The sequence below is a fragment of the Selenomonas sp. FC4001 genome (genome assembly GCF_000701565.1).
Lineage (GTDB): Bacteria > Bacillota > Negativicutes > Selenomonadales > Selenomonadaceae > Selenomonas_A > Selenomonas_A ruminantium_B.
Map to the genome: position 1 here is coordinate 31,428 of NZ_JNJF01000009.1, position 13,996 is coordinate 45,423.

The window sequence follows — 13,996 nt, forward strand, 5'->3', positions numbered from 1 at the left end:
AGAACGTAATGAAGGTAAAGACATGGATAATAGGAACATTGGCGGCAGGCTGCGTAGCAGCCGGCGGCTTGTGGTACTATGTACATACGCAAAACTTCATGGAACGGGCCGGGGAGGAAGTATCTTCCTTGGCCACCCAGGCTCTGGGCGCAGATGTGACAGTGGGGGAAATCGAAGTAAATTCCCTGCGGGATATCAAACTCCATAATCTGGCTGTTTATGACAAGCAGGCGGAGCTGATTGCCAGTGCCGACGAGGCGCAGGTCAGCTGCCGCCTGCTTGCGGCGGTTATGGACCCTGCAGAAGCAGTGGCTGAAGTTGAGGTCAAAGGGCTGCAGGCTGTATTGGCCGAGCGCGCTGATGGCAGCTGGAACGTGCAGGATTTAATCACCGAGGAAAAGAGCTCGCAAAAATTCCGGGGCCGGGTCAAGGCAACGGATGCACGGGTAAGTTTGCGCCGGGGGGGACAGGAACTGTCGCTGGAAAAGGTAAATGCCCTGGTGGATTTGGCAGATAATCCCGTGTATAAGGCTGAGTTTTCTGCTGAAAATCAAGGCACTGCCATTAAAGGAACGGCGACCATCTCCGATAGCCGTCAGATAATCAACGCCAGCCTGTCCGGAATGGAGATAAAGAACTATCTGTCATTTATTCCCGCGGGGCTGCTCCCTGAGAATGTGGAGATTAAGGGGGGCAATATTCCTGAGGCCGAGCTGCATATCTACCGCCGGGAGGGAGATCTTTCCTTCAGCGGTGAAGCGGAACTGGCCGCTGGTGCTGTTCGGGTAGAGGACACGGAAATCGAAAATATTGCCGGTCATGCATCCTTCACGAACGAAGAGGGACTCTTAAACATCAATGCTTCAGCGGCAGGTCAGCAGGTTAATGTTCATGGCAAAATCAAACATCTGCAGACAACACCCTATATGGAACTGGAAGCGACTTCGGAGTCCTTTGACCCCGGGAAGATTTTAACCAATCTTCCCTATGCAGGCGCGGCAAAGTTTGCAGTGAAAGTTACGGGGGCGCTCAATAATCCTAGCGTGGATGGCAAGGTGGAAGTACCTCAGGGGAAAATCATGGATGTACCCTTTAGTGGCGCGACTGCAGATGTGCGCTATCAGGACAAGAACCTCTTTGTGCGGGATTTTTCCGTTCAGGTTTGGGGCGGAAAGGCTCGTGGTGAAGCGGTAATCTCCACGGAAAATTTGGGCTACACGGCCCATCTTAAAGTGGATGATATTGATGCTGCCCAGGGAGCGGCGTATTTGCCCCAGCTGGCGGGAATTACCGGCCGGGTGTCAGCAGATGTGGGCGGTAATGGTATCGGTACTGACCTTAGCACCTTGCAGCTTTATGGCAGTGCCAGTGTGAAAAATGCTGGCTGGCAGGGACTGCGGATCGATAAAGCAACGACATCTTTCTATCTGGCTGATGATGATTTGCTGATTGATTATTTAAGCGTGAAGATGCCTAACCACAGCAGTCTAGGGCTGGAAGGCTCTATTCGGGATATGCGGGAATCCGCTCAGCTGGATTTGGCCTTTTATGGTGGCCACTTTGATCTGGCCATGCTGCAAAATATTGACAGCCGCGTTGACATGTCAGGGCTAGCCGATTTCAAAGGCACTGTTCATGGTGATAAGCGCAATCCGCAGGTGGATATCAAGTTCTCCGGCCTACAGGGGAAGATTTTCAAGCAGCCTTATGACAGTTTGAAAATAGCCGCCAGCGGCAGCCTGGATGGCATTGGTATTGATGATTTCCTCATGGAAAAGGATGGCAAGGAAGTCTGGCAGGCCAAGGGTTCTGTGGGTTTTACTGGGGAGAAGCGCATAAATCTCCGGCTGGATACCATGGGGGCACGCATGGAAGATATTGCGGCTTTGATTGCGCCAGATCAGCCCATTACCGGCAATGTGGATAATGTCGTTCAGCTTACGGGGACGTTAGATAACCCTAAGGCGGTCGGCTATATTCATTTTTATCGAGGCAGCTATCGGGGGGTACTGTTGTCCGGTATGGATGGCGACTATTTCCTGGAAAATGGCAAGTTGCGCCTGCAGGATTTTCATGCGTATTCCCCGATGATTGATATGGTGCTGAACGGCAACCTTACCACCGCTGATCAGTCGCTGGACATGGAAGTGAAGGCCAGTGATATCGATTTGAAGCGGGTGGAGCATAAACTTCCTTACGAGGTCAGCGGCCATGGAACTTTCATGGGCAAGATTGATGGCACGATTAATAATCCCATATTTCATGGAATTCTGAATGCGCCTGCGGTGGAGCTCAATGGGGTGACACTGACCAACCTGCGGGGCTTGGTAAAATTCATGAACAACAGCTTTGAGATTGACCATTTTGGCTTTGAACAGGATGGCGGTACTTATGATTTGGAGCTGGAGTATGATACCAACACCGGCAGGCTCGATGGCGATATGGTGGTGCAGAATGCCGATATTGCGGCTGTGGCGGCACTGGCTAATGCCAAAACCGATGTTATCAGCGGCAGGGCTGATTTGCTGGCTCATATCAGTGGGACCGCGGATAATCTTACGGTCAAGGTGGATGGCGACATTCAGCAGGGGACTGCGGGTGGTTATGATGTTCACAATGTGGCCTTGGATTTGCAGCTGCTGAATCATATCGTTTACATCAACAAGCTGAGCGGCAGTCAGGGCCCAAATGGCCTCTTTTCCGCAGCAGGAACCGTGACCATTGGCGGGCCCATGGATGTGCATTTTTCGGCCAGCCATCTGGACTTTGGCATGTTTACGGGACTGGCAGGTTTGCGGCTGCAGAATGTTACTGGGGCTGCAGATATTGAGGCAAATATTGGCGGTTATACCTATAATCCAGCGGCGGATCTGAATCTGCAGGTGGTAAATGGAGGCGTTCAGGGATCGTCCTTTGATACCCTTACCGGAACTGCACATTTGAAAAATGGCCTGATTGATTTGACTGAACTGAAGGTGGCCAAGCAGGTAGGCGAGCGCAGCTGCTCGGCTGCGGCTAAAGGGATTGTTCCCTTGCGGGCACTGACGGCAGGCAAGGATGAATGGCTGGAAGATTATGAGCAGATACAACTGCAGATTGGTCTGGAAAATGCGGATTTGTCCCTGCTGCCCACTATATCCAAACAAGTGGACTGGGCGTTGGGGGCCACGGAAGGCGCAGTAAAAATTTACGGTTCCCTGGCCCATCCGCTGATAGACGGCAGTATTGTTGTTCCCAATGGGGCGGTGAAGCTCAAAGAACTGAATGACCCGGTTACGGATATGGTCGTCAAGGTGAATTTTGCCGGCAGTAAAGTGACAGTTGAAGATTTTTCTGGTAAAATGGGCGGTGGTTCCTATCGTTTACAAGGTAGTGTAAGTTTTAACGGTTTGGAACCGGAACATTATGACCTTTCGCTGAATATCGACCAGCTTGGGATCAACAGCAAGTTCTTTACCGGCCCGCTGAATGGACAGTTCAGCCTGAAGGATACGGACTTCTATGGACATCGCCTGCCTAAGCTCTATGGCCAGCTGGATTTTAAGCATTGCCAGGTGTCAGTGCCGACGATTCCAGACAGTGATGGCGAAATGCCGGAAATGGTTTTGGATGTGCAGGTTAATGTGGGGGATAAGGTGCATTTTTACAGCCCCTATCTCTATGATCTTTATCTGACCGGTGCTTTCCATGCCGGGGGCATTATGAGCCATCCCAAGATGAGTGGCAGTCTGCAGGTGAAACGCGGGGGCACCATCAACTATCTGAAGACGGAGTTCAATATCCGTCAAGGTGTCGCGAACTTCAATCAGGTAGCCTCGTTTATGCCTAGTATCGATTTCTTTGCCGATACAAAACTGGCTCGGGCCAGGGTGTTTCTGTCGGTAAGAGGGCCGTTAGGGGCGGCGAAGATGAAACTTTCTTCCAGCCCAGCCATGAGCCAGACGCAGATTGTGCAGCTGCTGACGCTGCGGGATGCTTATCGGGATGGCAATAGCAGTATGAATGCTGGCGATTTGTTGGCGGTGGGCCTGCAGATGACCTTCCTCTCGGAGGTAGAGGGCCTTATGCGGAACTACCTGTATATGGATAAATTAACCATTTCCCGGGGCAACGGTTCCCTGTTTAGCAACTATAATGCAGAAAAAGACAAAGAAAATCCCGAAAACAAATATGATTTTAATGTAACTATGGGAAAATATATATCAGACAAGGTTATGCTCCGTTATACGCATGGTTTTGGCAGTAAAGACATCAACCGTTATGGTGTGCAGTATGATATCAATGACCATTGGGGCTTGACCTTTGAGCGGGAGTCCAACAAATCCATTGTTGGTGTGGAAGCCCGCATGACATTTTAACAATGCTTAGCGCAGAAAGGGGGTGATGGGGCTGCGTTTTGCACAATATGTAAAAGAATTACAACGGATAAAACCATTGGCAAGAGAGGAAGAAGCGCAGCTCTGGCAGGCCTATAAGGCCGGTGGCGAGGAAGATGCCCGCCGCCAGCTCATCGAGGCCTATCAGCCCCTGGTATTCAAACAGGCACTGCCTTACCGCAGCCTGCAGAATATCATGGATGTGGTGCAGGAAGGTACGGTGGGCCTCATTGAAGCGGTGGAGCGATACGACCCGGAGCGGGGAATCGCCTTCAGTCTCTTTGCTATTCACCGCATTCGCGGGCGGATGCTGGACTTTCTGCAAAAGGAAGGGGCTTCGGACAGTCCCTGTATGGATGCTGCGCAGGATGAGGGCGGTTCCACCTATAAGGAAAATCTGATGGACACCTCGCCTACCGTAGCCGAGCAGGCAGAAAACCATGAACTGGTGGGAAAACTCCGGACAGCCATGGCGCGCCTGCCAGCCCGGGAAAAAGAGGTGCTGGAAAATGTTTATCTTGCCAGTCAGGATGTACAGGCAGTGGCAGAGGCTATGGATATCAGTCCCAGCCATGTCTACCGCTTGCAGAAAACAGGCATCCGGCGCATTCGGGGAATGCTGTCCAGATTCATGCAGTATTGGTGAAATAATTTTCAAATGAGCAAAGTTAAGCTGAAAAATGACGAAATAACATGCTAATAGCTTGTGAAAGTCAGTATCGACGTGATATGATGTGTCAAAGGGAAATACAGTCAGCCGATTGTAAATAAAGAGAGTTTAGTGAATTTTACGGTCGGAGGGGCAGGTATGGACAAACGGACACAACGTAATCACATACGGGCGGCCCGGGAATGGCTGGGCAGGGCGGACGATTCCTTAGCACAGGATAATGATGTGCAGGGGGATTTGAAGCTGATGCTGGCCCGGGCAGAACTTGCTCATGTGGGGCCAAGTGCCCGCAGCTGCCGGCTGAAAATATGGGGGCGGAGAGGCCTGGCCTTGTTAACGGCAGTGCTGTTGGCCGTAATCTTTTGGTGGCAACCGGCGGCAGCACCACCTGCGCCGGAAATGCCGGCCCCGGCAACACCAGTGGCTGAAAATGTACCGGCTGCCAGTCAGGAGCCCAGTTTGCCGCTAAGGGAGATACCAGTGCAGACTGAGCAGATAGCTGCGGAGCCAAAAGCAGAAGTACCGGCTCCGGTATCTGTTACGCCGCTGCCCGAAAAGAACAATGCTCCGGCGCCAAGTGTGGAGGCGGACGCACCTGTAGCCCCTTCGCCTCAGATACCCAATCAGGAAAAACAACAACTTATGCAGTCTGCAGGGAAAATCCTGCGGCAATAAGAAGATTTTGGGAGGTTTGACCTTTGAACAAACAAAACAGACGATTCCTTGCCTGTGCAGTAGCGCTGGCTACCAGTTTTGCTGCTGTACCGGGAGTGTCGCATGCAGAAGTGACTGCTAAACCGGCCGACCAGGCCGCCACGGCTGTGGCAGCAGAATCCGCGGGCACGGCCAGTGCGCCTGCTGCTGCGAATACATCTGCACCGGCGGAAAAAAATGCGGAGACGGCGGCTCAGCAGGGAAATGTGCAGGAAGATAAGCGTACGGCTGACTGGTCCAAGAACCGTCCGCAGGAAGATGCCATTGAAAAGTACAGTAAGGAATACGAAGGCCAGACCATCGTAGATACGGTTTTTGAGGGGGCTACTGCAGTTTCGGAGGCTACGGCGAAAGCTGCCTTGAGTATGAAAACTGGGGATATGTTCACGGTTAATGGCATGAACAAAGACCGGGAAGCCATTTATAATACAGGCTATTTCTATGATTTATTCCCTACTTTCCAGAAAGTGCCGGAAGGTGTGGTAGTGACCTACCATGTGCTGGAAAATCCGATTATCAAGAGCGTGGAAATTACAGGTAACACCATATATAAGACGGAGGAGTTGCGTTCGTATATTTCCGTCAAAAATGGAGAAATTCTGAATAGCCGTAACCTGCAGCAGAATGTGCAGGCCATCAAGGAACGGTATCGTAATGATGGATATATCCTGGCTAAGGTTACGGATATGAACATTGATAACAACGGCAACCTTACGCTTAAAATCAATGAAGGCGTATTGGAAGGCTATAAAGTCAAGGGGAATACCAAGACAAAGGATTATGTTATCCTGCGGGAAATGCGCCAAAAGCCAGGGCAGCCGTTTAACTCCAAGCAGGCTCGCCGTTCCATGCAGCGTGTTTACAATTTGGGCTTTTTTGAAGATGTAAATATCAAGATGAATCCGGGCGTGGAACCCAACGCTGTGATTATGGAACTGGATGTCAAGGAAAAGCGTACGGGTACCTTTGGTATCGGTGCCGGTTACAGCACCGCAGATGGTGTTATCGGTATGGTGAGTGTGGGTGATACCAACTTCCGGGGCACGGGTGATGCTGTGAGTATTACTTATGAACGCAGCGGTAATGCAAAGGATGCGCATGGTTTCACTTTTGCGTGGCGTCATCCCTATTTGGACAAAAAAGAGACTGTGGGAACGCTACGCATTTACAACCGTACCTATGAATACTCCGACTATGACACAAATGGTAACCTGAAGGAAAGCTACATGCGCAAGTATGCTGGTGGGGAAATAACTCTGGGCCGTCCTGTAAGTGAGTATTCTACTAACTATATTACTTTTAGAAATCGTACGGACAGTTATGTGCGTCATACGAAAAACGGTAATATGGGAGACCGCAGCAATAATTGGGCATGGCGTAATAGTAACTTTGGCACCACCCGCAGTGTGACCTTTGAGCATGTTACCGATACCCGTGACAATATCTACAACCCCACGGAAGGTGGCCGAGTCAGCCTGTCGGCTGAAGTGGCCGGTTTGGGCGGCGATTTCAATTTCCAGAAGGCAACGATTGAAGACCAGCGATACTTCAAGGTGGGTCATGCGCAGGTAATCGCAGTGCGTGGCAAGTATGGCCTGGGTAATGGTGAAATCTCGGAATTCAATCAATTCAAAGTGGGTGGCCAGAACAGTCTGCGCGGTTATCGTGATGACCAGTACCGTGGTGACCATATGGTTTTGGCGACAGTGGAATATCGTTTCCCCATTGTCAGCAAGGTGCAGGGCGCGATCTTCACGGACTGGGGCGGTGCCTGGTTTGATGACTTTATGCCCAAGAGTGGTGCCATTCATGGCAGTGTCGGTGTAGGGTTGGCTTTGAACACTCCGCTGGGGCCGCTGCGTCTTGACTATGGCCGGGGCAGCAAAGGTGGCCGCGTCCACTTCAGTGTCGGTGGCGTATTCTGATGAAGCCGGCTATAACGGCGGTTATTGCACTCCTTGTCATACTGTCAGCCATTCCCGCCGAAGCGGCGAAGGTGGATCGGGTCGTGGCGGTAACCACGGCTCATGACAGTCTGCCGCCTTTGGTGGCAGAGCGAATGAACCATAGTGTGGCGGCCATTGCCAGCCAGCTTTTGGAAGGCAAGGAAATTGCTACGGTGCAGGCTGGTAATGCCGGTTATGCGGGACTCATTCACGAAGTCTTTGACAAGGTGCTGGTAGGGTACACGGTGAAACAAGTGCGTATCCAGCCTGCTGCTGAAACAAAGGTGGAGGTGGAACTGCTTCCTTGGTCGGAGGTCATCCAGTCCGTGCAGGTGGAAACTTCTGTCGAGGGAATGCCACCTCGTATAGAGAGTATGGTGCGGCAGGACCTGACAGGAGTGGAACGTGTCTTTGAAGATGCGATGATGGGGCTTCCCACTGCGGCAGCAGATTGGACAAATGGCGTTCTGAAACAACATCTGAATGCTTATCTGGAGCAGCATTTGCCGGAGTTTCGGGCGGATTTTGATGTAAATCCGGAACCGCATACACAGGTGAAACTGATGGTTTATCCGCGGTTGCCTGTGGTGCGGACGGTGGATTTATCCATGCGTTCGGATACAGTACCCAACAGTGCACTGTTGGCACGGCGGGATGTGATGCAGGCACAGGTCGATGAAATCGTAGGTGTTCCTGTGGGATTCATCCGTCGTCATCGGCAGGAGATGGAACAGGCTTTTGCGCAAGGGCTGGATAACCGCCAGGATTTTCGCGCTCTGAGCATGCAGACAAAGGTGGCGATTGAGCCGGCGGAACGCACTCAGGTTATGAGCCGTTCCGATACCAGCCGCTATCGTTTGCGTTTGTCAGGCTGGCTGGATATCGGTCGCAAAGAGAAGGAGAGTCATAAGAATGACGAAAACTTGCTTTTGCGGTTGCATGCCGGACAGATGCTGGGGTCGAAGGATGAAATCTTTGTGCTGGCTGATTTGCTGCCGGAAAAGATGAAATGGAACTGGCAGCTGGGCTGGCAGCATGATTTGCGCGGCGGCAGACTGGTGGGCCTGCGCTATGATATGCGGAAGCATAAGCTCATCTATGATATTCGTCAGCAGCTGGCTCCCCGCTGGCTTCTGCGGTATGAGTACCGCACAGCGGATAACATGGGGGAAGCAGCGCTTCGCTACCGTCTGCATGATTTTGTGAGCCTTGAATATGTACTGGATAATGAGCAGAATTGGCTGCGGCTTATCGGTAATTTTTAAGGGAATATCTTGAATAAAAAAAGTTATTTTGTTATAATGTCAATCGTATATGGCATTTATTAACTCGAAAAATTCCTCAATTAGGAAAAGGAGATTTTGAAATGGTTAAATTGCAGAAAAAACAGGTTAAAATCGTTAGCATTCTCATTGCGTTGGCTTTTGTAGGCTCCGTTGTAGCCATGGCTTTGACGCAGTTTGGTCCGAACATGGCCAGTGCAGCCAGCTCCAATGTGGGCGTGGTTGATTACAGCCAGATTATGAGCCAGCATCCGAAGGTTCAGGCTGCTTCCACGGAAATGCAGACGGCAGTTCAGGAAGCGCAGAAGGACTTTGAAGCAAAGTCTGCCAACATGAACGACAATGAAAAACGTGACTATTATGCCCAGACCCAGCAGCGTCTGCAGCAGAAGAACCAGGAACTCATGGAACCCATCACCAAGAGCGTGGAAGAATCCGTGAAGAAGGTTGCTGAGCAGAAGGGCCTGTCCGTAGTTCTGGACAAGGGCGCTGTGGTTTACGGTGGCGTAGACATCACGCAGGATGTACTGAAGCAGGTCAGCAAATAATAGTCAGGTGCTACACTGATTAGAATAATAAAAGGCAGTACCGAGCAAAGATATGCTCGGTACTACTTTTAAGCTTAAAAGATGAGGTGTCGGCCATGGCAGAAGCAAGCAAGGACGGGCAGGAAAAAAAGAGGCAGCGAAGCCGCCATATTCTTGCAGGTGCGTTAGCAGCCCTGCTCTTTGTTCTGCTGGGAGCCTGGCTGGCAAGGGAATTCATCATTCCCCGTCAGGTGGCGGAAAGCCCCGCTGAGATTCCTGATGCGGGGCTGATTGACTGGCAGCAGGTGCTGGAGGCTCATCCCGATTACGCGAAGCTGACAGACCTGCAGACTCAGTGCGAATTGCTGGAGATGGAAACCAATGATGTGGGAGAACTGCTGACCATGCAGCCACCCCAGCTGTTGGCAGAAACCTTCAAGGAGTCCGTCTGGCAAAAAAATGCTGCGGACGTAATTGGCGGCCGGGCAGAGCTTGAGCGCAAGGCGAAAAAGCTGCGGGAGGCGTATAAACAGCGCACCGAGGCTGAGCTTAATGCCAGACGTCAGGCCATCGATGAGGAATTCCTGAACGCCATCCTGAATCTCAATATTCGGCTGGACAATCAGGAGTCCATGCACAATCCGCTGGATTCCAAGGAGAGCATTGCGCAGGAGCGTGCTGATTGGCTGGCGCAGCGCAGTCAGCTGCAGGCAGAGCGTGGAAGGCGTCAGTATGAGCTTTGGCAGTCCTATAAGGCCGAGATTGAAGCCTATGTCCAAAAGGAACTGGGGCCTGAGCTGGCCCAGTGGCAGGCAAATCTGCCCAATCTGCGTGAGCAGGAAATGGCCGCTGCCCTGAAGACCAAAAGTGAGGCCGATAAACGCAATGCCGAAGCCCTGTCCAAGCAGCAGGAGCTGGCACAAAAGGTGCAGGCCCGGCTGGAAAAACGGCAGCTTCTGGCGGAGAAAAAGACGGAGTTTGCTGCTCTGCAGGCCCATGTTCTCAATGATGTGGCTGGCAAAGCCGCCAAGATTGCCATTATGCACCACTTCACCTTGATTTTGGTGCACCATCCCCAGACATTGGCAAGTTTTATGCCTGGTGCAGCTGAGTTTAATCCCTTGCTGCGCAAAGCTGGTGTAGCCATTGGCATACGTACCCAGGATGTGACCGGGGAAATTGTGCAAGAGATGAAAAATCTGTAATTGACTTATAAAGAAAGAAGCGAAGATAGGATGAAATTACGCAAGAAAACAGCAGCTGCTATGATTATGGCTCTGCTTTGTGCCACTTTGGCCAGCGGCTGTGGCCAGACGAAAATCGGCTATATAGATGGTGAGCGGGTTTCCAAGGAAGCTCCGCAGATAAACAGCCTTATCGAAGAAGGCAATCAGAAGATTGAAGAAGCGCAGACGCAGGCCAGTCAGGATTTGCAGAAGAAAATGCAGGAGAATCCTAACATGAGCCAGGAGGATTTGCAGAAGGCTCAGATGGATGGTCAGCGCAAGATTCAGGGCTTGAACCAGTCCTATTCCCTGCAGCTTCGCCAGAAGATGGATGTAGCTTTGGCGGCTGTCAGCAAGGATAAGAAACTGGATGCCGTGGTGAACAACAGCACGGATCAGCCTGTGGCCATTACCGGAGCTGTAGATGTTACGGATGATGTCATTGCCCAGTTGCAGTAAGATGGGAGTACCAGCATGAAGAAGACTTTGCAGGAAATTGCAGCCATTGTGGGCGGCCGTGTGGCCGGCGATGGAGCTATTGAAATAGAAGGACTGGATAATATTGCCGGAGCTGGAGCCAGTGACCTGACCTTTGCGGTGGAGCCTCATATTGAGGAGGCTAAGATCTGCAAGGCGGCGGCAGTGATGCTGCCGGAAGGCGTGACGGACTTTCCCAAGACGGCCCTTTATGTGGAAGACCCCAGAGCGGCTTTTGCCAAACTGCTGGAGATTTTTACGCCGAAGCTGGAGCGCCCTGCAGAAATAAGCGATAAAGCCCATGTGGGCAAGGATGTAAAGCTGGGCCAGAATGTCACAATTATGCCCTTTGCCATGGTGGATGACCATGCGGTTATCGGTGATAATGTGGTGCTTTATCCCCATACCTATATTGGTCAGTATGCGGAGATTGGTGATGACAGCGTCATCTATTCCAATGCCACTGTTCGCGAACACTGCCGGGTGGGCAATCGTTGTGTGGTTCACAGCTCGGCAGTTATCGGGTCCGATGGCTTTGGCTTTACCACTAAAGACGGCGTTCACACGAAAGTGCCTCAGGTGGGCATCGTGGTTCTGGAGGACGATGTGGAAATCGGTGCTCATGACGGCATCGACAGAGCAGCCATGGGGGCTACGGTTATCGGCAAGGGCACGAAGATTGACAATTTGGTGCATATTGGCCATAACTGCAAAATCGGTGAAAACTGCCTGATTGTAGCTCAGACCGGCATTTCCGGCTCGACTACCGTAGGTCATAATGTTACGTTTGGCGGCCAGGTGGGCACTGTAGGTCATATCAATATCGGTGCTAACTCTGTCTATGCGGCCCGCTCCGGTATTATTGGTGATATGCCAGAGGGTGTCTTCTGCGCCGGCTTCCCGGTGCAGAGCCATACGGAATGGCTGCGCATGCAGGCAGCTATGAAGAAGCTGCCGGAAATGCTGAAGAAAATCAAGCAGCTGGAAAAGAAATTAGCAAAGTACGAGGGCTAAGAAGTTGTTGTACTATATATTAAAGGGCATAAGTGCTTTGGCCTGTGCCCTGCCCCGCGGGCTCTGTGAGAAAATGGGCCGCGGTCTGGGAAATTTGGCATGGCTGGTGATTCCAAGCAAGCGTAAGAGTCTGGCCATAGGACAGATAAAAATGTGTCTGGAGGTCGACGATGATGAGGCCTGCCGTATTGCCAAGGAAAGTACCGTGCGTTTTGGCCCCATGCTCTTTGAAGTTCTGCGCTTTCCTCTCATCAAGAAGCAGCCGGAAAATTATGTGCGCATTGAAGGCTTGGAAAAACTTCAGCAGGGAATGGCGGCAGGCAAAGGGGCTGTGATTGCGGCGTCCCATAGCGGCAACTGGGAGCTCATGGGCGGCGCTTTTGCGATGGCGGGCATTCCTTTGGTGGGAGTGGCCATGAAGCAGAAGGATTCGGCTGCGGATAAATTTATCAATGAATATCGTACGCTGATTGGCATGCATATCACTTACAAGACCGGCGTGCGGGAAATGTTTGCCATGCTGAAGAAGGGCTGGGCTATTGGCCTGATTATGGATCAGGACACCAACCGTCATGACGGCATTGTCCTGGATTTTTTCGGCAAGCCGACCAATACGACTCCGGGAGCGGCCTCCATGGCGCGCTTTCAGGGAGTGCCGATATTTACATCCTTTATGCATCGGGATAAGGCAGGCTTCCATACGTTGATTGTGGAAGGGCCTTTTTATGTGGAGAAGACGGCGGATAAGCGTGAAGATATCAATCGGACCACGCAGCTTATCAACAATGCCATTGAGGCACATATAAGGAAATATCCGGAGGAATGGTTCTGGCTTCATGATCGTTGGAAATCCATTCGGGAGGAATATCGCGATACGGATTTTTCGAAGAGCGTATGAAGCTATCAGGAGGAATAGATTTGCAACAGACTACATTAGCGGCAGAAGCCAGCTATACTGGCATCGGCCTGCATTCTGGCCGTGAGGTACACATGGTGCTCAAGCCGGCTCCGGCGGATACCGGGTTGGTTTTTGTGCGCACGGATTTAGAGGGGCAGCCCCAAATTCATGCAACGGCATCTAATGTCACTTCCACCATGCGGGCAACTACTGTGGAGGAAAATGGCTGCAAGGTGTTCACCATCGAGCATTTGATGAGTGCCTTTCATGCCCTGCGTATTGACAACTGCTATATTGAAATAGATGCCGAAGAACCGCCGGTGGCGGATGGTTCTTCGCTGGCGTTTTTCCAGAAGATGAAGGATGCAGGTGTTAAGGAACTGGCGGCAGAACGCAAGGAAATCGTCATCGATAAGGTATACCGCATTGATGATGAGGAGTCTAACCGTTTTGTCATGGTGCTGCCCTATGATGGCTTCCGGGTGAGCTTTACTTCTGTAAATCCCCATAAGCTTATTGGCGTGCAGTATGAAAACTTCGAAATCAGTCCGGAGCTTTACGAACGGGAAATTGCACCGGCCCGCACGATTGCGTATGAGCAGGAGATTGAAGCCCTGCGCAATATGGGACTGGGGCTTGGCGGTACGCTGGAGAGCGTTATCGTTTACAATGATGAAGGCTGGCTCAATCCGCTTCACTTTGAGGACGAGCTGGTTCGTCATAAAATCCTGGATGTTATCGGCGACCTGCGTCTGGCAGGCCCTATTCGCGGCCATGTCATTGCGGTGGCCTCGGGGCATGCGCTGAATACGAATTTGGCGAAAAAACTTGTGGAAAATTTGGGTTGATATTTGGATAGAGAAAT

Annotated in this window: 11 protein-coding genes; all 11 read left to right on the plus strand. The window is 51.5% G+C overall.

Annotated features, from left to right (window positions below):
- Positions 1 to 8 precede the first annotated feature (8 nt).
- The 11 genes from T320_RS03765 to lpxC all read left to right on the plus strand — a co-directional run bounded on the left by T320_RS03765 (position 9) and on the right by lpxC (position 13,979).
- Positions 9 to 4,358 (plus strand): translocation/assembly module TamB domain-containing protein, encoded by a 4,350-nt coding sequence (locus T320_RS03765; RefSeq protein ID WP_037353156.1) that lies wholly within the window; start codon positions 9 to 11, stop codon positions 4,356 to 4,358.
- A gap of 25 nt (positions 4,359 to 4,383) precedes the next feature.
- The gene (locus T320_RS03770) at positions 4,384 to 5,022 is read left to right on the plus strand and encodes a sigma-70 family RNA polymerase sigma factor (protein WP_037353158.1); all 639 of its coding nucleotides are present in this window, start codon (positions 4,384 to 4,386) and stop codon (positions 5,020 to 5,022) included.
- Between the two features lie 162 nt (positions 5,023 to 5,184).
- Positions 5,185 to 5,721, plus strand: a complete 537-nt coding sequence (locus T320_RS03775) for a hypothetical protein (protein WP_037353161.1) — start codon at positions 5,185 to 5,187, stop codon at positions 5,719 to 5,721.
- Between the two features lie 23 nt (positions 5,722 to 5,744).
- Complete coding sequence (locus T320_RS03780) at positions 5,745 to 7,685, plus strand: BamA/OMP85 family outer membrane protein (RefSeq protein WP_037353163.1); 1,941 nt, start codon at positions 5,745 to 5,747, stop codon at positions 7,683 to 7,685.
- Positions 7,685 to 8,971 carry a hypothetical protein gene (locus tag T320_RS03785; RefSeq protein WP_037353165.1) on the plus strand — a complete coding sequence of 429 codons (1,287 nt, stop codon included), beginning with the start codon at positions 7,685 to 7,687 and terminating at the stop codon, positions 8,969 to 8,971. The genes T320_RS03780 and T320_RS03785 overlap by 1 nt, the downstream gene beginning before the upstream one ends.
- Positions 8,972 to 9,072: 101 nt before the next feature.
- Positions 9,073 to 9,537: an OmpH/Skp family outer membrane protein gene (locus tag T320_RS03790; RefSeq protein ID WP_026759493.1), complete on the plus strand. Its 465-nt coding sequence runs from the start codon at positions 9,073 to 9,075 to the stop codon at positions 9,535 to 9,537.
- 95 nt (positions 9,538 to 9,632) lie between these two features.
- Positions 9,633 to 10,721: a hypothetical protein gene (locus tag T320_RS03795; RefSeq protein ID WP_037353167.1), complete on the plus strand. Its 1,089-nt coding sequence runs from the start codon at positions 9,633 to 9,635 to the stop codon at positions 10,719 to 10,721.
- 30 nt (positions 10,722 to 10,751) lie between these two features.
- The gene (locus T320_RS03800) at positions 10,752 to 11,201 is read left to right on the plus strand and encodes an OmpH/Skp family outer membrane protein (RefSeq protein WP_037353170.1); all 450 of its coding nucleotides are present in this window, start codon (positions 10,752 to 10,754) and stop codon (positions 11,199 to 11,201) included.
- Between the two features lie 15 nt (positions 11,202 to 11,216).
- On the plus strand, positions 11,217 to 12,233 hold the full coding sequence (gene lpxD, locus T320_RS03805; RefSeq protein ID WP_037353172.1) for a UDP-3-O-(3-hydroxymyristoyl)glucosamine N-acyltransferase: 1,017 nt from the start codon (positions 11,217 to 11,219) through the stop codon (positions 12,231 to 12,233).
- A gap of 4 nt (positions 12,234 to 12,237) precedes the next feature.
- Positions 12,238 to 13,131 (plus strand): lysophospholipid acyltransferase family protein, encoded by an 894-nt coding sequence (locus T320_RS03810; protein ID WP_037353174.1) that lies wholly within the window; start codon positions 12,238 to 12,240, stop codon positions 13,129 to 13,131.
- Positions 13,128 to 13,979, plus strand: a complete 852-nt coding sequence (gene lpxC, locus T320_RS03815) for a UDP-3-O-acyl-N-acetylglucosamine deacetylase (protein WP_037353176.1) — start codon at positions 13,128 to 13,130, stop codon at positions 13,977 to 13,979. Before T320_RS03810 ends, lpxC begins: the two co-directional genes overlap by 4 nt.
- The last annotated feature ends 17 nt before the right edge of the window (positions 13,980 to 13,996 follow it).